Source organism: Jeotgalibacillus sp. R-1-5s-1 (assembly GCF_004405105.1).
Taxonomy (GTDB): Bacteria; Bacillota; Bacilli; order Bacillales; family Jeotgalibacillaceae; genus Jeotgalibacillus.
This window is the reverse complement of sequence record NZ_SORW01000022.1, coordinates 101,513-119,807: the sequence shown is the minus strand read 5'-3', so window position 1 is coordinate 119,807 and position 18,295 is coordinate 101,513. Positions and strand designations below refer to the sequence as shown.

Genomic DNA, 18,295 nt, shown 5'->3' with positions numbered 1-18,295 from the left:
TGCAGGAATCAGGCAGCTGTTTCAATAAGGTTTGATCTTTTCATGATGGTCTTCGCGATAGGGTACATGATGGCCATCAGCACACTATTAACTGCGATAGCCGGTAACACAGCACTTGCGAAAAGCGCCATGATTGGACCCGGAAGTCCGACTAATACTGCTGCAGAACCAAGAAAAATCAAACCGGAAACAAGCGTGCCGACTCCGGCGAAAATACCGGCACCGACTGCTGACTTCACAAACCTTGCACCAAGTAAAATGAGACCGTAAAAGATAAATGCTGTAATTGGTTTGTCAATTAAGTTAGGCAGGAATCCGCCGGGAAATGTTGTAGTTAGTCCTGACAGAACGCCTGTCGCAAGACCGATCAACAAAACATTTTTTACACCCGGGAATAACAGAATGCCTAAAAACATCATTAACAGCGACATATCCGGCTTCATTAATAATGCCCCGGGAATAAGCAGGTGAAGCGCAGTTCCCATTCCTGCGAATAATGCCAATACTACAAGTGTTTTTGTGTTCATAACTCATCTCTCCTCAGCTAAACTAAATAGTCTTTTCCTGACATGCCCTCGTGGCTGCCAGCGAAAAGTAGTCCAATTATATCATGAAAGAACCTTTATGCACAGTTTTCTGTTCCTGTCTCAGGCAAGCTTTGCCGCGATTTTCGCAGCGATTTCAGCGCGCTGCTCGTTGGAATAGTCCTCGGTATGTACCTGCCATTCAGGCTTAAAGCCATCTTCTTCACCATGTCTTGGCAATAAGTGAAGATGGAAATGAAAGACCGTCTGGCCCGCATATTCACCATTGTTATTTAAAAGATTGATTCCTTTCATATCAAACGACTGCTTCATTGCATTTGCGATTTTAGGAACGACAGAGAACAGGTTACCTGCAATTTCCGGTGTCAGCTCATGAAGATCTTTTTTATGGGTTTTCGGAATGACAAGCGTATGACCTTTCGTCACCTGACTGATATCAAGAAAAGCGTACACGTGCTCATCCTCATACACCTTGGAAGAAGGAATCTCACCGTTAATTATTTTGCAGAAAATACAATCACTCATTTGGAACACCCTTTCACTGTAAGTTTTTCTTATTTTATCACAGCAGCTGTTCTCCGACAGCATTCGCAGCTGGAATATGCTACAATTCTTTCAAGAAAGTCAGAGGAGAGGAAAATAAACATGTCACTTCTTGAGATCAATAAACTGACGGGTGGATATACGAGAAAACCCGTTTTAAATGAAATAGACTTTTCAATGAATAAGGGTCAGATTGTCGGTCTGATCGGACTGAATGGCGCAGGTAAAAGTACGACCATCAAACATATTATCGGCTTGATGGAGCCTCATTCAGGAACGGTATCCATTAATGGCAAGGAACTTAAACATGATCCTGACCAATACCGAAAACAGTTTTCCTACATACCTGAAGCACCCATTCTTTATGATGAACTGACACTTGAGGAGCATTTAAAGCTGACAGCGATGGCGTATGGCCTGAATGAAGCAGAAGTGGAAGAAAGGGTCCCGGATCTGCTGAAAAAATTCCGGATGGAAGGCAAGCTTAAGTGGTTCCCTGCACATTTTTCCAAGGGAATGAAGCAAAAAGTAATGATTATGTGTGCCTTTTTAATCAATCCGAGTCTGTATATTATTGATGAACCGTTTGTAGGACTCGATCCGCTTGCGATCCAGTCCCTTCTCAACCTTATGGAAGAGATGAAGGAGGGAGGAGCAGGCATCCTCATGTCTACTCACATCCTTGCAACAGCCGAGCGGTACTGTGATTCATTTATCATCCTGCACGAGGGGAAAGTACGTGCGCAGGGTACACTTGAAAAATTGAGAAAAGAGTTTTCGATGCCTGATGCCACGCTCGATGACATTTATATTCAGCTGACAAAGGAAGAGTCATATGAAAAACGTTCATGATATATGGAAGGACAGGCTGCAGGATTATAATAAAGAATTGCAAAAATATTTGCGCTACATCTTTAACGGACATTTGATGTTCGTCATTATTTTTGCTGTCGGTGGAGGGGGATTTGCCTACAGCAATTGGATTCAAACGCTTGATTCAAGCTTCCCGTCAGCGATTGTCATTGCTGCCGTTCTTGCAGTCGCAGCGACGATGAGTCCGGTGTATACGTATTTAAAAGAAGCGGATAAAGTCTACCTGACGCCACTTGAAGGGCAGATGAAACAGTACTTTGTGAATGCGCTTGTGACAAGTTTTATGTTTCAGGCATACATTTTGGTTGTGTTACTCGCGGTTGCGATGCCGCTCTATGTTCAGACGGCCGGGGCCACTTTCGGAGATTTCTTTTTACTGTTGATCGCAGTGCTGGCATTGAAAATTTGGAACCTTGTCATGAGGTGGACGATTCTGCGTTATCAGGAATCGTTTTATCATTACATTGATACAGGCTTCCGGTTTATATTAAATCTTGCTATTTTATGGGCTCTTTTTGCACAGGTCCCGACTTGGCTAGTTGTGGCAATTGCAGCTATTCTGGCAGGTTATCTAATCGCCTTTAGAATCATAACTGTGGAAAAAACGCTGAAGTGGGAGCTGCTGATTGATCTTGAGACCCTTCGACTTCACCGTTTTTACCGCTTTGCCAATCTGTTTACAGATGTCCCTCATTTAAAAGGGCAGGCAAAAAGGAGGAAGTGGCTGGATCCGATTCTGGACCGCTCTAAATACGGACAGAGCATGTCCTACTATTACTTATACGTCCGCACATTTTTGCGCTCAGACGAGTATTTTGGATTATGGGTTCGCCTGACCATTATTGCGTCTGTGATTATCATCGGCTCTGGTGTGATCTGGATTAAGATCGGAACTGCTTTATTGTTCCTGTATTTGACCGGATTCCAGCTCATTCCGATGATGAAAAAGCACGAGCTGAAAATCTGGCCGGATCTTTATCCGCTTCCTTCATCAATGAAGGCTGACGCGTTTAGAAAAGTGCTGGTGAATACGCTGGCAGCGCAGGCGATGGTTTTCAGTGTGGTGAGCCTTTGGGGCGGTGCATGGCTGGACGGGCTGTTGACGGCAGGTGCTGCGTTACTGTTCGTTGTGGCTTTTGTATCTGTTTATTTGCCTGCGCAGGTTAAGAAGATGCAGGTTTTGTGATGTGTAAAAACGGTCTGGGCATACCCAGACCTCTAATAGTAGCTCTATCCATCTTGATATTTAAATAAATCAAGATAAACAAGTGAGGTGCTACCCGGTTTTAACAGAAGGTTGTTAAATAACCGTTGAGATTTGTCTAATAAGCGAAGAGAGTTGTTAAATACTCATTAAGAGTTGCTAAATAAACTAAAAAAGTTGTTTAATAACGACAACAAGTTGTCAAATACCCCGAACGGTTTGTACACGTAACATAAAAAGGCCCTGCACATTTTGTGCAGGGCCTTTGTTTTAGTTGTGAAAATTCAATGCTGCTGCACCCAGTGTTTTGGCTGCAATGAGCATGGCTTTTTCGTCGAAATCGAATTTTGGATGGTGGTGCGGGTATGGTTTTTCGACGTGTGGTGCTCTGGCGCCGGTGAAGAAGAAGGTGCCCGGCTTATGTTCGAGGTAGTAGGCAAAGTCTTCGCCGCCCATTTGCGCTTCAGCTTCCTCGATTTCTTTGACGTCACTGATATGGCGAGCCTGTTCAACGAGATAATCAGTTTCAGCTACGTGATTCACAACGGCAGGGTAGCCGCGGAAATAGGTGTAGTCGAATGTACAGTCAGCTGCAAGACAGATTCCCTGTGTGATTCGGCCGATTTCTTTTTCAACGAGGTCGCGGACTTCAGGATTAAATGTACGTGCGGTTCCGATCAGCTTGGCGGAGTCGGCAATGACATTGAATGCATTATCTGCGACAAAGGATCCGACCGTTACAACAGCTGAGTCAATTGGATTTACTTTTCGCGATACGACCTGCTGAAGGGCCGTGACGAGCTGGGCACCAGTTACGAGTGCATCTTTTGTTTTATGCGGTTGTGCGCCGTGACCGCCTGCTCCTTGAATTTTGATTTCGAAGCGGTCTGCCGCAGCCATAATCGGTCCCGTACGATATTGAATTTTTCCGGTAGGCTCTGTGGCCCAGAGGTGAGTGCCAAATACAGCGTCAACGCCTTCGAGACATCCGTCTTCAATCATTGGCTTGGCGCCGCCTGGAGCGTATTCCTCTGCGTGCTGATGGATCATGACATATTCACCTGGCAGGTCTTCACGGATGGCATGCAGTGCCTTTGCTAAATGAAGCAGGGTAGAGGTGTGCCCATCATGTCCGCATGCATGCATTTTATTTGGAACGGTTGATTTATAAGGAACATCCTTTTCATCCTGAATAGGAAGTGCATCGAAATCTGCGCGAAGGGCGATTCTTTTGCCCGGTTTGCCGCCTTTAATGAGTGCAGTAACACCGTTGCCGCCAACGCTTGTTTTGACTTCCACCCCAAGTTCTCTGTAAAAAGCAGCAATCATGGCTGGCGTTTCTTTTTCTTCAAATGATAATTCAGGATGCTGGTGAAGATATCTTCTGACAGATACCATGTCTTCGTAATATGAATCGAGTAGTGAAAAAAGCTTTTCGGTGCTCACAATGATCTCCTCCTGAAAAATTGTTTCGATTATGCGGGAAAGTATACCATGTGGAATGAATTTTTTCACTCTTTTGACAACGAAAGGGTTACTATATAATGAAAGTAGTAAAGATTTAGAGGGGGTGGAGCGCGCGTGAAGAAGCTTTTTTATCCGCTCGGTGCGGTGACATTGACAGCGGTTTTATTATTGATTGTTAATTTGCAGTCAGGAGCAACAGAGGATCTCGATCGCTACGGACAAGACGTATTTGGGCGTATGGACTTTTTATTATTTTTCGGTTTTTTTGGCGGCGAGATTTTTCTGGCCACAGTCAGCATTGCGGCGATTCTTTTCTTATGGTTCAGGAGAAACAACTATGTGGGCATGATAATTATACTTCTGGCTGTTGCAGGAGGGAATGTGCTGAATAAGCTGATTAAAACTGCGACTGAACGTCCAAGACCGGGAGACCAGCTCGCAGAAGCCGGCTACAGTTTTCCAAGTGGTCATGCGATGGTCAGCATCATTGCTGCGGTTGTGATCATTTATCTGCTTACTGAGAAATCCGGACAGACTGCTGTGCAGATTATGCTGTTTTCAGGTGCACTGCTCCTGTCCGCTCTGGCCGGATTGAGCAGGCTGCCGGATCAGGCACATTATTTTTCTGATGTCGTTGGAGGCTGGCTGCTCGGGTATACGTACGCAGTGATCTGTCTGCTGATTTATGAAGTAATCATGAAGAGACGGACAGTGAAGAAAACCATGTAAATGAATAAGGGCTGGACACCGCTTACCGGTTGTCCAGCCCTCTTCATTTTACTGTTCGGTCTGTCCTACATACTTAGTGACAAAAGACTGTCTCGGGAAAATGCTTTTCTGATGGTCGATCCCTTCAGACGTTCCCCGTTTAGCGTGAGCTTTATTATAGGATTGTGAGGTTTGCCAGTTCTTGAATGATTCTTCATCCTCCCATTGTGTCAGAACGACATACGTATCTGAGTCAAGGGGGCGCAAAATACGGATTGCTATAAAGCCAGGCTCTTCTTCGATCAATCCTGCGCGGTTTTTAAAGCGGTGTTCAAAAACCGGACGACCTTCTTCAGAGACAGGGATGTTATTGAATACAAAGAAACCGTTATTTGTCAGTGTACCTGTCTGATCAAAGATTTCATATTTGCGGGGCTGGCTGAACACTGTGCTTCCTTCTGTCTCGTGAAGAAGAAGGGTGGTGTCGTCTCCCTGCAGTTGAATCATTGTCTCGTTTGGATGTTCCTCAGTAAATTTATGAAGAAATTCCGGTGTTCCAAATGTCATATACATATTCATTGGCGATTCCTCCTTCAGTATGTAATGAATACCCTTTCTTTAAATATGATAATCCATTCAAATAGAAAATCAAAAGAAAGAGCATTAATGAAAATAGTCGATTTTATGACATTTAAACCCGTCTGGTATACACTAATAGGGAAAAGGTCTATAGTTAAAACGGTTATAAAAATTATGATACGATTGAGAGAGCTTAGCCTGTGGAGGGCTGGCTTTATATGCATGCTTAAAAAGCTGAAAGGTGGCTTCATTTTATTATGTCCTCATTTAACGATACATTTTTACGTGCTGCAAAAGGAGAGAGCGTCACACATACACCTGCCTGGTATATGCGTCAGGCAGGACGTTCACAGCCTGAATACCGCAAGATTAAAGAGAAATATTCACTGTTTGAAATTACGCTTCAGCCTGAGCTTTGTGCGTATGTAACCCGACTGCCGGTAGAAAACTACAATGTGGATGCAGCGGTTCTTTACAAGGATATTATGACACCGCTTCCTGCGATTGGCGTAGATGTGGAAATTAAGTCCGGTATTGGTCCGGTGATCGATAATCCAATCCGCTCTGTCAAAGATATAGAAAAGCTTGGCATGATTAACCCGGAAGAGGATGTTCCTCACGTGTTAGATACGATCAGGCTTTTGACAACTGAGCAGCTGAACGTACCACTGATCGGATTTGGCGGAGCGCCATTTACGCTTGCCAGCTATATGATCGAAGGTGGACCGTCCCGTAATTATCATAAAACAAAGGCATTCATGTATCAGGAACCTCAAGCGTGGAATGCATTAATGGACAAGCTTGCTGAGATGACGATTCTTTACACAAAAGCTCAGATTAAAGCAGGTGCAGGTGCGATCCAGCTGTTTGATTCATGGGTGGGCACATTAAATACGGCAGACTATCGCACATACATCAAGCCCCACATGGAAAAAATCTTTGCAGCATTAAGAGGGGAAGACGCTGTGCTGATTATGCATGGAGTCGGAGCGGCTCATCTGGCTAAGGACTGGAATGACCTTCCGCTTGATGTTGTAGGGCTCGACTGGAGATTGCCGATTAAGGAAGCGCGTGAAAAAGGCGTAACAAAAGCGGTTCAGGGTAATCTGGATCCATCTTTATTACTTTGTGACTGGGATACGATTGAAAAGCACGTGAAACCGATTCTTGATGAAGGTATGGCACACCCGGGCCACATCTTTAACCTGGGACATGGCGTATTCCCGGAAGTACAACCGGAAACGCTGAAGAGACTGACATCATTTGTTCATGAATACACTGCGCGATAACACATTTTAAAAGCATGAGAATGGAACAGGTCAGGGGTTCATGCTAATAATAAAAAGAATGACATTAATCGCTAATGAGGTGAATGGAAAATGGCAAAAAAGAAAATGGGATTGCTTGTAATGGCATATGGAACACCTTATACAGAAGGTGACCTTGAAAGATTTTATACTCACATCAGACGTGGCAGAAAGCCTTCGCCGGAACTGCTTGAAGATTTGAGAGAACGTTATGATGCAATTGGAGGAATTTCTCCGCTTGCACGTATTACAGAAGAGCAGGCGAACGCACTGACAGATCATCTAAATGAAGTGCAGGATGAAATCGAGTTCAAAATGTACCTCGGTTTAAAACATATTGAGCCGTTTGTAGAAGATGCAGTGGACGATATGAAAAAGGATGGCATTGAGGAAGCGGTATCGATTGTACTGGCACCACATTTCTCTTCTTACAGCGTTAAATCTTATAATAAGCGTGCGAAAGACCGTTCTGATGAGATCGGCGGTCCGGCTATTACGTCTATTGAAAGCTGGTACGATGAGCCGAAATTCATTCAGTACTGGTCTGAAAAAGTAAAAGCAACATTTGATGGTATGACAGATGCACAGCGTGAAGATGCAGTGCTAATCGTGTCTGCTCACAGCCTTCCGGAAAAAATTCTTGCAGGTGGAGACCCTTATCCAGACCAGTTGAAAGAAACAGCTGACCTGATTGCTGAAGCAGCCGGTGTGAAGAACTACGAAATCGGATGGCAGAGTGAAGGAAACACGCCTGATCCGTGGATTGGACCGGATGTTCAGGACCTGACAAGAGATCTTCACGAAAAACACGGCTATAAAGCATTTGTATATACGCCGGTTGGATTTGTTTCAGATCACCTTGAGGTACTGTATGACAACGATTATGAATGTAAAGTCGTAACAGATGAAATCGGTGCGGACTACTTCCGTCCGGAAATGCCGAATACACAGCCCCTGTTCATTGAGGCTATGACAGATAAAGTGCTCAAACATTTAAACGAAGTGAAAAACTAGAAACAGAAAGTGATGATCCGCTGTGACAACGTTCAAACCGAAAGTGGTTATTATAGGAGGCGGGATAACCGGATTAGCCGCTGCCTATAAGATTCAAAATCAGGTAAAAGAACAGAATATAGAGGCTGATCTGACACTGATTGAAGCAAACCATCGTCTCGGTGGCAAAATTCAGACGGCGGTTAGAGACGGGTTCGTCATCGAAAAAGGACCCGACTCTTTTTTGGAGCGGAAAAAAAGTATGGAGCGGCTGATCCGTGAAGTCGGTCTCGGTGATCAGCTCGTGCCGAATTCGACTGGACAGGCTTTTATTCTGACCAATGACAAGCTTCATCCGATGCCGGGTGGCTCGATCATGGGGATCCCTACAAAGATCAAGCCCTTTATGACAACCGATCTGCTTTCCGTTACCGGTAAGCTTCGTGCTGCAGGTGACTTTGTGCTGCCGCGTTCAAAAACGGAGGGTGACCAGTCGCTTGGGGCGTTTTTCAGACGGCGCCTTGGTGATGAGATTGTTGAGAACCTGATTGAACCGCTGCTTTCAGGTATTTATGCCGGGGACATTGACCAAATCAGTCTCATGTCAACCTTTCCACAATATCATCAGCTTGAAAAGGAGCATCGGAGCCTGATCGCCGGTATTAAGAAAACAACGCCTGCTGCACCACTTCCTAAAAAACCGCTCGATCAGCAGCGGAAAAAAAGCCTGTTTTTGACGCTTTCAACCGGTTTGGAGTCACTCATTACAAGACTTGAAGAAGTACTGACAGACTTTACCGTGCAAAAAGGTGTAAGGGTGGAAGGCATCACAGAAGGTGTTTCCTCTGCGCACCGGTATAATCTCCAATTAAGCAGCGGGGCAGAGATCGAAGCCGATACGATTATTTTCACCGTTCCGCATTACACGGCCGCATCCGTTTTTGAAGAGCATGATCTTCTAAAAGAAATTGCTGATGTGCCGGCAACCTCAGTGGCAACAGTCGCAATGGCGTTCCCGGAGGATCAAGTGAAAAATGTTCATGATGGCACAGGATTCGTTGTTTCACGAAATAGTGATTACACCATTACAGCGTGCACGTGGACGCATAATAAATGGCCGCACACCGTTCCAGATGGGAAAGTACTGCTTCGCTGTTATGTAGGGAGAGCTGGTGATGAGGCTATAGTGGATCTTTCAGACAGTCAGATTGAACAGATTGTGCTGGAGGATTTGAAGAAGATTATGGATGTGGAAGCAAAGCCTGAGTTTACAATTGTGACCCGGTGGAAGCGCGCAATGCCTCAGTATACGGTCGGACACAGACAGCGTATGAGTGTGGTCCGTGCTGAGCTTGAGCAGAAGTTTCCTGGTGTGTATCTTGCTGGTGCATCTTATGACGGGATCGGGCTGCCGGATTGTATTGATCAGGGTGAGCTTGCTGCGTTGAAGGCGCTGGCTTTTGTGAAGCCGGGGGTTTGATGAAAAATCGGACAGGATTCCCCCTTCGCTTTCCACGGCCGCGCGGTGAGCCAGCTATTGCTTCGCAATACGCTGTCTCACCTGTCGCTTCTCTGCCGTAGGAGTCTTCGGGGGAATCCTGTCCTTAATTTCAATCAACTCATCTTGGTTTTGTTAGGGAAAAATGAAAACCAGCAGAGCACATCAATCTTTCTAGCATGTTATTAGAAAGAATAAAAAAGCTTCGTTTTAGAAAGTATAAAGAAACTCGACATCATATTCTGTACTGATACAGCATGAGTCAATAAAAAAAGCGCCCCGGGGGCGCTTTTTTTATTGGGTACCGGCACACTTTTCGCAAGTAGTGCTGTAGGCTTCTGCCTGTTCTTCCATTTGTTCGCCGCAGGATGCGCATTTTTTAGGTGGCAGGTTTCTGAAGAATTCCATTACGTTTTCCAACATGTAGATCAACCTCTTTCTGTTTTTTTGTTATAGTACTACGTGTTTGTTATTAGTATTGTATTATAACAGATGCGGAAAGGTCAAGGAATATTCTGAAAAAAAGCACATTCGTGAAAAAATAGTGCATTTGAAGTATAGTAGGAGAGGGAAGAAATTGCAGACAGAATAGGCTTTAAAGGAGGATTTGATCGTGAAGTTGACGGTGATTGGACCCTGGGGAGGATATCCTAAAGCAGGGGAAGCGAGTGCGGGTTATCTTGTAGAAACAGATGATTATAAGCTGCTGATCGATTGCGGAAGCGGTGTGTTGTCTGCTTTGCAGAAGTTTATCGCACCTGAAGAGCTGGATGCTGTATTGATTACGCATTACCACGCAGACCATATTGCAGATATCGGCGTTTTACATCATGCTCTCTTAATTCAGCATCACCTTCAGCAAAAGCCGGTTCAGGTAAAGGCATATGGGCACAATGAAGATGAAGCCGGCTTTGCATCTCTCGGTTATAAGGAATTCATGTTGAATGAAGCTTATCAACCGGATCAGCCCCTTCAGGCAGGACCGTTCACCCTTCGTTTTCAAAAGACGGTGCATCCGGTTCCGTGTTATGCTGTGCGGGTTGACTCTGATGAAGGATCTTTTGTTTTTACAGCTGATTCAGCCTATCAGGATGCTTTCACGGATTTCGCGGAAAATACGGATGTGCTGATTGCTGAATCCAATTTTTATAAAGGGATGAATGCATCAAGCGCCGGTCATATGACGAGTGAGGAAGCAGCAACGATTGCGAAAGATGCCGGAGTGAAAATGCTGGTACTGACGCATTTACCTCATTTCGGTGATCTTCAACAGCTGCTTGCTGAAGCGAAGGAAGTATATGCCGGGGAATCACATCTGGCTGCTGCCGGAATGACCATTACATTTACTAAAGGAGGACAACCGCATGTTATTTATCGATAATAAAGGCATTACAGATCCGAAAATTAATCTTGCGATTGAAGAATATGCACTGAAAAATCTTGATATTGATCAGACGTATCTGCTTTTTTATATCAATGAGCCGTCCATCATCATCGGGAAGAATCAGAATACGATTGAAGAGATCAACACTGAGTATGTGGAGAAAAACAACATTAAGGTCGTACGCCGTCTTTCTGGTGGCGGTGCAGTTTATCATGATCTTGGAAATCTGAACTTCAGTTTTATCACAAAGGACGACGGTGACAGCTTCCACAACTTTAAGAAGTTCACGGAACCTGTTGTCGACGCGCTAAATCAGATCGGGGTTCCTGCAGAATTAAAAGGCCGTAACGATTTACTGGTCGGTGAGCGCAAAATCTCCGGAAATGCCCAATTCTCCACAAAAGGAAGAATGTTCAGTCATGGCACGCTCATGTTTGATTCTGAAATTGACAACGTTGTCTCCTCACTTAAAGTCCGAAAAGACAAAATCGAGTCAAAAGGAATCAAATCAATCCGCAGCCGTGTCGCAAATATCTCGGAATTCATGGACCAAAAAATCACAATCGAAGAATTTAAACAGCTTATTCTCCGTCATATTTTCGGCAGCGAAGAGAAAATCGAGGAATATGTGCTGACAGAAGAAGACTGGAAGAACATCCACAAGCTGTCTGAGGAACGTTATCAGAACTGGGAATGGAACTACGGGAAATCCCCTAAATTCAATCTCCAGCACTCACACCGTTTCCCGGTCGGAAGCGTAGACGTACGACTCGACGTAGAAAAAGGAACCATCCAGAATGCTAAAATCTACGGCGATTTCTTCGGTGTCGGTGATGTGAGCGAAATCGAACAAAAACTCACAGGCATCCGCTACGAAAGAGATGAAATCGAAAAAGCACTCGAAGGCGTAGACCTGAAACACTACTTCGGTAACGTAGAACGCGATGAATTTATTGATTTGTTGTATTAACTCTACAGATTCGAATTAATAAAGTAGCAGCATCATTGCAAAACATGCCGTTTAAAAAACATTACTTTGCACGGTTGTTTTCTTTTGCATTTTCAAAAAAAAGCTATATTTGAGGGCGGGATTCCCCCGAAGACTCCTACGGCAGAGAAGGGACAGGTGAAACCGTTGTGCGAAGCACAAGGGGTTCACCGCCCGGCCGTGGAAAGCGAAGGGGGAATCCCGCCCGGTTTTAATATAAATTATATGTCTTAAATAGTAGAATTTTGAAAGCGCTATCTTGATTATCACTGGAACAGCCTATATAATTAGTGTGAATATTCGCTTCTTTTTTTACCAGTGAATGAATGACTATTCATTCACTTGCGCAAAAAAAGGAAAAATATCAAGGGGGATGGAACAGTGAATTTATCAGATCGTCTACAGGAAACAGCAGAACAGCACGCTGGTAAAACGGCATATCATTTTATGGACCAATCAGCATCATACGCGGAATTAAACGGTGCAGTAAATAAAATGGCGAATTACCTGACAGAAGCCGGCGTGAAAAAAGGGGATCACGTTGGCTTATTGCTAGGGAATTCACCTCATTTTGTTATTTCAATGTATGCAGTAATGAGAATCGGGGCTACGGTTATACCAATTAACCCGATTTATACGCCTGATGAAATTGCCTACATATTGCGTGATGGTGATGTAAAGGTTGTTGTCGCACTTGACCTTTTGCTGCCACTTGTTGAAAAAGCACACGCTGCACTTCCGGGGATTGTCCAATACGTCATTTGTGAGACAGCACCGGATGCTCATGAGAAAATCGCTGCCCTGCCTGAAGCGGTAAAGGGGAAGGTAACAGCATTTATGCATGCGACCGGCACTCAAAGTCCACTTTATCAGGGCCCTGATATTGATGAAGAGGATACAGCAATCATCCTTTACACGTCAGGAACGACAGGAAAGCCTAAAGGGGCGATGCTGTCGCATAAAAACGTCTTTTCAAATGCGAAAGACGTAGCGGAGTACTTGAACATTACAGGGGAAGACCGCGTCGTTACAGCCCTTCCGATGTTCCATGTGTTTGCCTTAACGGTTGTATTAAATGCACCATTAATCAATGGTGGAACCATGCTGATCGTTCCGCGATTCAGCCCGAAAGACGTATTTGATGTCGTTCAAAAGCATAAAGCGACTGTATTTGCAGGTGTGCCAACAATGTATAACTTCCTGCTTCAGTATCCTGAGGCAACAGGGGAAAGCTTTGAAAGTGTCCGTCTATGCATTTCAGGCGGTGCCTCACTGCCGGTTGCGCTGCTGCATCAGTTTGAAGGGAAATTTAACGTCCGTGTTTCTGAAGGTTACGGTTTATCTGAAGCTTCACCTGTAACATGCTTTAACCCATTAGACCGGGAGCGCAAAGCAGGCTCAATCGGAACATCCATTACAAATGTTGAAAATAAAATCGTTAACGAGCTAGGTGAAGAAGTACCGCCTGGTGAAGTGGGAGAGCTGATTGTCAGAGGACCGAACGTCATGAAAGGCTATTATAAAATGCCTGAAGAAACGGCAGCTGCCATTCGTGACGGCTGGCTTTACACTGGAGACCTTGCAAAACAGGACGAGGAAGGCTACTTCTTCATTGTTGACCGTAAAAAAGATATGGTCATCGTCGGCGGGTACAATGTTTATCCACGCGAGGTTGAAGAGGTACTTTACGAGCACGAAGCGATCACAGAGGCTGCAGTTGTCGGCGTTCCGGATATGAATTACGGAGAAGCTGTACATGCCTTTGTCGTGTCCAAAGACCCTTCCTTAACAAAAGAGGACCTGCTGGCATTCTGCTCATCAAAGCTGGCAAAATACAAACTGCCAACCGTCATCGAATTCATCGATGAACTGCCAAAAAACACAACCGGTAAAATCCTGAGACGCGCACTCCGCGACCAGGTGCGTCAGGGCTAAATAGATTTCTGACGTTAAAATCACAATAATATAGTTAAACAGAAAATCTTCGATGCCATTCATTTAGATCATTTTTCTGGCGTCTATCGACAGCAGTTGTCTGGCTATTAACAGAAAAGATTTAGCTATCGACATCATTAATATGTTAAAGGGGTGGGACCACCCCGGCTTATTAAAACAAACTAAAAAGCCGTAACCCCTCAAACGGGTTACGGCTTCACTTTATTTATTTACCGGATTTTTATACCGGGCGAAAAACCTGAGCAGCAGATTAAAAGGAAACAAAATCGGATAGCCGGAAACGTCCGCTTTTTTAAGAAAATCAACAAAAGAAGCTTTCACCTGACGTTTTCTCCGAAGCTTTTCAGGGTCTCCCTTAAGCGTTATACGGTAGCCATTTTCAAGCCCCTCGAGTTTTGCTTCAAACGGTCCTTTTGACGTTTTATATTCGCGTTCGATTTTCGGTTCTTCCATCATGAATATTCCTCCTCAGATTCACGGGCAATTTTACCCGATATGGATCGGTACCGCAGCGCTCCTGCAGCTGTCAGTGCGCCGGCTATACCGGTTAAAAGCCAGTTTTCAATCAGAATACCTGCGTGGAGACTAATAAAAGGAATTGCAGTAATGATGATGATGTCTCTCCGTCTGGCAGTCAGTTCCTGCAGCGTGCGGTCCTTTTTATTGCTCCACTGCATCATCCGTCTGTAACGTTTCGGTTCATCAAGGGCATCTGAAAATTTTGAAGGGGCACTAAGCAGTGGCTGTATGTAACGTACAGCAGTTTGCCACGGTGCACTGTCTTCACGATCGTCATTACGGGCAGTAGCCCATCTCACAATCGTTGGCCTTGCCATTTCAATAAAGTCGGCTTCCGGATAGATCGTATAAATAACCCCGGTAAAGGTGGAAATCGCTCGGCCGAAGAACGCAAACTCCGTAGGAAGCTGGATCGGCTGGGTGCGGACAATATCCTGAATATCTTCAAGCAGGCTCTCCATCATCAGGCTCTCGCCATCCTGCCATTCCCCGCTTTTATACACCTGCACGACGCGCTCAACAACATCTTCAAGAATGTCTTTATCTGCTTTAGGCAGAAGGAATTTCATTTGTTCAAGCGCTTCAACAACCTCGCTGTAGCGTTCAAAAATAACTCCTTCAACCGCCCTTTGAACAGCTTCAGCATCTTTTTTGCGAATGACACCTACCATACCGAAATCAATTAATACAATGGTTCCATCCTCTTTAATCAGAATGTTGCCTCCGTGTGGATCTGCATGGAACATGCCCTCATTCAGCAGCTGTTCGATAAAAAGCAGCAGCAGATTTTCAGCCAGCTCTTCCCTATTCAGTCCGTGTTTATCCAGGAATGACTGATCAGTGATTTTTGAGCCTTCGATCCAGTCCATGACGAGCACTCTTCTGGTCGTATACTCCTCGATGTATCTTGGAACGATCACTCCCGGCGTATCTTTAAAACGCTCACCAAATGCGACGCCATTCTGAAGCTCTTTCTTAAAATTGAGCTCATCGCCTATTACGATTGTCATTTCCCGGTAAAGGGCGTCCAGATCCACTTGTTTGCCGAACCGCGTAAAACGCTTAGCAAGCCAGATGACGATTTTCATTGCTTTAAAATCGGTCCGGATAATGCGTTCAATGCCGGGGCGCTGAACCTTGATCGCAACTGAATCACCATTGTGAAGCCAGGCGTGATAAACATCGCCGATAGAGGCGGATGCGACCGGATTTTCAGAAATTTTATGAACGATATTTCCGTATGCCGTATTCCAGTCGTCCTCAATCACTCTTTTAGCTTCTTCCCACGGAACGGGAGGCACGCGATCGGTCAGTCCTTCCAGCTCCAGAATAAAGGACCTCGGCATAATGTCAGCACGTGTTGATAAGAACTGGCCCATTTTAATCATCAGCCCTTCAAGCTTAAGGGCTGTCTGCTTATACTCTCTGGCCTGCTTTCCGGCGAGCTCTGCCCACTTTCTTTCAGTTGTAGCATCCCATCTTCCCTGATGTTTCCTTTGAAAGAAGTAGACCTGAAGAAAGAACTTAACCGACATAAAAACAATTTTATAAATTCGATAAGCGGCAACTTTTTTCGTGCTGATCACCCTCTTCCATACTTGCCCATCGCATATTTACAGTTTACCACCGCACCCGGAATCTAAACGATTAACAATGTGCGTCCGTTTTTTGACAATGATACAATAGTGAAAGGGTTTACATAAATTTCTTGAGCAAAGGGGATTTCAGATGGAAACGATCACAATCAGACAAAAAGAGGGATGGGCAGAAGTGACATTGAATCGCCCTGACGCGATGAATGCCTTTAATTATCAAATGCTGACAGAGCTTGGCCAGGCGGCTGAATCATTGCGCATTAATCCGGATGTGCGGGCAGTTGTCATCAAAGGTTCCGGGGATAAAGCGTTTAGCGTTGGAGCAGATCTGAAGGAACGGAAAACATTAACGGAGCAGCAGGTTAAACGCAACATTAATAAAATCGGTGAAGTGTTCAGTGCCATTGAAGCGATGCCGCAGCCTGTCATTGCTGCTATGAACGGATATGCTTTTGGCGGAGGAATGGAGCTTGCTCTTGCCTGTGATTTCAGGATCGCTGAAAAGGATACGCTGATGGGGCTGACTGAAACGAGCCTGGCCATCATTCCGGGGGCAGGGGGAACGCAGCGCCTGCCGAGAATTGTCGGGGAAGCAAAGGCGCTTGAACTGATCCTCACTGCTAAAAGGTTTACAGCTGAAGAAGGAGCAGGCTACGGCCTTATCACAAAAGCAGTGGAAAAAGGAGAGCTCGATTCAGAAGTATCAGCTCTTTTGAATGCGATGCTTGCAAACGGTCCGATTGCGCTCCAGCAGGCGAAATATGCCATTAAAACAGGAATGAAAGCGGACCTGCAGACAGGGCTACAGATTGAACGTAAAGCATATGAAATTACGATTCCGACAGAGGACCGGGTAGAAGCGCTGATCGCTTTCAGTGAAAAGAGAAAGCCGGTTTTCAAAGGGAAATAGAATCATCAATTACGCTTCTAACAAAATCTTACAAAAGGCTGTCCGGGCTTATTCCGGACAGCTTTTATGCTGTGAGGAAAATTTTTTCTCTCGGATCCCGCAGAATTTTGCTACAATTCTATACAGATATAATCAGTTTACAGATAGGTTGATTTTTTTCAGCCTCGTTCATGTCAGGAAGGAGCATCATGATGCAAATGTCTGCTGTAGCAGAATCAAAAGCAGGATTTAAAGAAGGACTGCGGGCAGGAATTAGCATTGCAGTAGGTTACCTGCCTGTAGCCCTGACATTTGGTCTGCTTGCAAAAACCACAGGGCTTACCGTCATTGAGGCAGTTCTGATGAGTGTGCTCGTTTTTGCCGGAGCGGCCCAATACATTTCGCTGTCACTCATTGCGGGTGGGGCAGGAGCGGCGATTATTATTTTCAACACATTTATTGTGAACATCAGACACTTTTTAATGTCAGCTTCACTGAATGAAAAAATGGAGCCTGAGACGCGACTGAAAAAAGCTGTCTATGCATTTGGTCTGACAGATGAAACTTTCACCGTCATTGCGACGAAAGAAGGAAAATCGACTACGGGTTTTGCTTTTGGTGTTATGCTTATCGCATATGGAAGCTGGGTGATCAACACAGGTATCGGTCATCTCATAGGTGCAAGTCTACCATCTTTCCTTCAACAGGCGATGTCGATCGCGCTTTATGCCATGTTTATCGGGCTTCTCGTTCCTTCCGCTAAAAAGGATCTCAAGGTCGTGTATCTCGCGGGACTCGCTGCAGCATTAAACAGTCTGTTTGTGTTAACCGGATTGCTAAATACCGGATGGGCGATTGCTGCTGCCTCACTGCTTTCTGCTGTTGTGGTTGAAGCAGCGGGCTGGCTCAGAAAAGGGGCTGGACTGTTATGAGTATGATCTGGATCATTGTCGGCATGGCAATTGTCACTTATATCCCACGCGTTTTACCATTAACGATTCTTGAAGGAAAAGAACTGCCGCCTTTTCTTCAGGGCGTCCTGAAAAATATTCCTTACGCCGTCCTCGGAGCACTGATCTTTCCGGGCATTCTTCTGATTCAGCCGGAAAATATTCTGTTCGGAGTGATTGGGGCTGCTGCCGCTTTTCTTCTTGCCGCTATCGGAGCGGATGTGATGCTGGTCGTTTTGGGATCGATTGTGGTCCTGTCTGTCTACATGTTAATAGGCTGAGTGCTGATTAGCTTTT

At 45.0% G+C, this 18,295-nt stretch carries 19 protein-coding genes; 12 read left to right on the top strand and 7 right to left on the bottom strand.

The window, feature by feature from the left end; translation table 11 throughout:
- Window positions 1-8: 8 nt before the first annotated feature.
- A complete protein-coding gene (locus tag E2491_RS09565) occupies window positions 9-527 on the bottom strand; it encodes a tryptophan transporter (RefSeq protein ID WP_134375334.1) in 519 nt (172 codons plus the stop codon).
- 120 nt (window positions 528-647) lie between these two features.
- On the bottom strand, window positions 648-1,070 hold the full coding sequence (locus tag E2491_RS09560) for an HIT family protein (protein ID WP_134375332.1): 423 nt from the start codon (window positions 1,068-1,070) through the stop codon (window positions 648-650).
- A gap of 120 nt (window positions 1,071-1,190) precedes the next feature.
- On the opposite strand from E2491_RS09560, the gene E2491_RS09555 reads away from it, so the two are divergent.
- Both E2491_RS09555 and E2491_RS09550 read left to right on the top strand, forming a co-directional pair.
- Window positions 1,191-1,940 (top strand): ABC transporter ATP-binding protein, encoded by a 750-nt coding sequence (locus E2491_RS09555; RefSeq protein WP_134375330.1) that lies wholly within the window; start codon window positions 1,191-1,193, stop codon window positions 1,938-1,940.
- Window positions 1,924-3,147 carry an ABC transporter permease gene (locus E2491_RS09550; RefSeq protein WP_134375328.1) on the top strand — a complete coding sequence of 408 codons (1,224 nt, stop codon included), beginning with the start codon at window positions 1,924-1,926 and terminating at the stop codon, window positions 3,145-3,147. Before E2491_RS09555 ends, E2491_RS09550 begins: the two co-directional genes overlap by 17 nt.
- A 288-nt stretch (window positions 3,148-3,435) precedes the next feature.
- On the opposite strand, the gene E2491_RS09545 is transcribed toward E2491_RS09550, so the two are convergent.
- A complete protein-coding gene (locus E2491_RS09545; protein ID WP_134375418.1) occupies window positions 3,436-4,563 on the bottom strand; it encodes a M20 family metallopeptidase in 1,128 nt (375 codons plus the stop codon).
- A 183-nt stretch (window positions 4,564-4,746) separates the two neighbouring features.
- Between E2491_RS09545 and E2491_RS09540 the strand changes: the two genes are divergently transcribed.
- A complete protein-coding gene (locus E2491_RS09540; protein ID WP_134375326.1) occupies window positions 4,747-5,361 on the top strand; it encodes a phosphatase PAP2 family protein in 615 nt (204 codons plus the stop codon).
- A gap of 48 nt (window positions 5,362-5,409) precedes the next feature.
- Here E2491_RS09540 and E2491_RS09535 read toward each other — a convergent pair whose 3' ends face one another.
- Entirely contained in the window at window positions 5,410-5,919 is a 510-nt protein-coding gene (locus E2491_RS09535; protein ID WP_134375324.1) for an antibiotic biosynthesis monooxygenase family protein, read from the bottom strand.
- Between the two features lie 257 nt (window positions 5,920-6,176).
- Here E2491_RS09535 and hemE point away from each other — a divergent pair, with 257 nt between their 5' ends.
- The 3 genes from hemE (at window position 6,177) to hemY (ending at window position 9,699) form a co-directional block, all read left to right on the top strand.
- Complete coding sequence (gene hemE, locus E2491_RS09530; RefSeq protein WP_371414467.1) at window positions 6,177-7,208, top strand: uroporphyrinogen decarboxylase; 1,032 nt, start codon at window positions 6,177-6,179, stop codon at window positions 7,206-7,208.
- A 90-nt stretch (window positions 7,209-7,298) separates the two neighbouring features.
- Window positions 7,299-8,240, top strand: coding sequence for a ferrochelatase (gene hemH, locus E2491_RS09525; RefSeq protein WP_134375320.1), 942 nt, complete (start codon window positions 7,299-7,301; stop codon window positions 8,238-8,240).
- Between the two features lie 22 nt (window positions 8,241-8,262).
- A complete protein-coding gene (gene hemY / locus E2491_RS09520; protein WP_134375318.1) occupies window positions 8,263-9,699 on the top strand; it encodes a protoporphyrinogen oxidase in 1,437 nt (478 codons plus the stop codon).
- Between the two features lie 312 nt (window positions 9,700-10,011).
- On the opposite strand, the gene yhfH is transcribed toward hemY, so the two are convergent.
- Window positions 10,012-10,140 carry a protein YhfH gene (gene yhfH, locus E2491_RS09515; protein WP_134375316.1) on the bottom strand — a complete coding sequence of 43 codons (129 nt, stop codon included), beginning with the start codon at window positions 10,138-10,140 and terminating at the stop codon, window positions 10,012-10,014.
- A gap of 190 nt (window positions 10,141-10,330) precedes the next feature.
- Between yhfH and E2491_RS09510 the strand changes: the two genes are divergently transcribed.
- The 3 genes from E2491_RS09510 (at window position 10,331) to E2491_RS09500 (ending at window position 14,024) form a co-directional block, all read left to right on the top strand.
- The gene (locus E2491_RS09510; protein ID WP_134375314.1) at window positions 10,331-11,098 is read left to right on the top strand and encodes an MBL fold metallo-hydrolase; all 768 of its coding nucleotides are present in this window, start codon (window positions 10,331-10,333) and stop codon (window positions 11,096-11,098) included.
- Entirely contained in the window at window positions 11,082-12,071 is a 990-nt protein-coding gene (gene lplA, locus E2491_RS09505; RefSeq protein WP_134375312.1) for a lipoate--protein ligase, read from the top strand. Before E2491_RS09510 ends, lplA begins: the two co-directional genes overlap by 17 nt.
- Before the next feature lie 399 nt (window positions 12,072-12,470).
- Window positions 12,471-14,024, top strand: coding sequence for a fatty acid--CoA ligase family protein (locus E2491_RS09500; protein WP_134375310.1), 1,554 nt, complete (start codon window positions 12,471-12,473; stop codon window positions 14,022-14,024).
- Between the two features lie 222 nt (window positions 14,025-14,246).
- On the opposite strand, the gene E2491_RS09495 is transcribed toward E2491_RS09500, so the two are convergent.
- Together E2491_RS09495 and E2491_RS09490 are read right to left on the bottom strand one after the other, a co-directional pair.
- A complete protein-coding gene (locus E2491_RS09495) occupies window positions 14,247-14,501 on the bottom strand; it encodes a hypothetical protein (RefSeq protein ID WP_134375308.1) in 255 nt (84 codons plus the stop codon).
- A complete protein-coding gene (locus E2491_RS09490) occupies window positions 14,498-16,150 on the bottom strand; it encodes an ABC1 kinase family protein (protein WP_134375306.1) in 1,653 nt (550 codons plus the stop codon). The genes E2491_RS09495 and E2491_RS09490 overlap by 4 nt, the downstream gene beginning before the upstream one ends.
- A 142-nt stretch (window positions 16,151-16,292) precedes the next feature.
- Between E2491_RS09490 and E2491_RS09485 the strand changes: the two genes are divergently transcribed.
- The 3 genes from E2491_RS09485 (at window position 16,293) to E2491_RS09475 (ending at window position 18,279) form a co-directional block, all read left to right on the top strand.
- Window positions 16,293-17,069, top strand: coding sequence for an enoyl-CoA hydratase-related protein (locus E2491_RS09485; RefSeq protein WP_134375304.1), 777 nt, complete (start codon window positions 16,293-16,295; stop codon window positions 17,067-17,069).
- 191 nt (window positions 17,070-17,260) lie between these two features.
- Window positions 17,261-17,980 carry an AzlC family ABC transporter permease gene (locus E2491_RS09480; protein WP_134375416.1) on the top strand — a complete coding sequence of 240 codons (720 nt, stop codon included), beginning with the start codon at window positions 17,261-17,263 and terminating at the stop codon, window positions 17,978-17,980.
- The gene (locus E2491_RS09475) at window positions 17,977-18,279 is read left to right on the top strand and encodes an AzlD domain-containing protein (RefSeq protein ID WP_134375302.1); all 303 of its coding nucleotides are present in this window, start codon (window positions 17,977-17,979) and stop codon (window positions 18,277-18,279) included. The genes E2491_RS09480 and E2491_RS09475 overlap by 4 nt, the downstream gene beginning before the upstream one ends.
- Window positions 18,280-18,295: the final 16 nt, after the last annotated feature.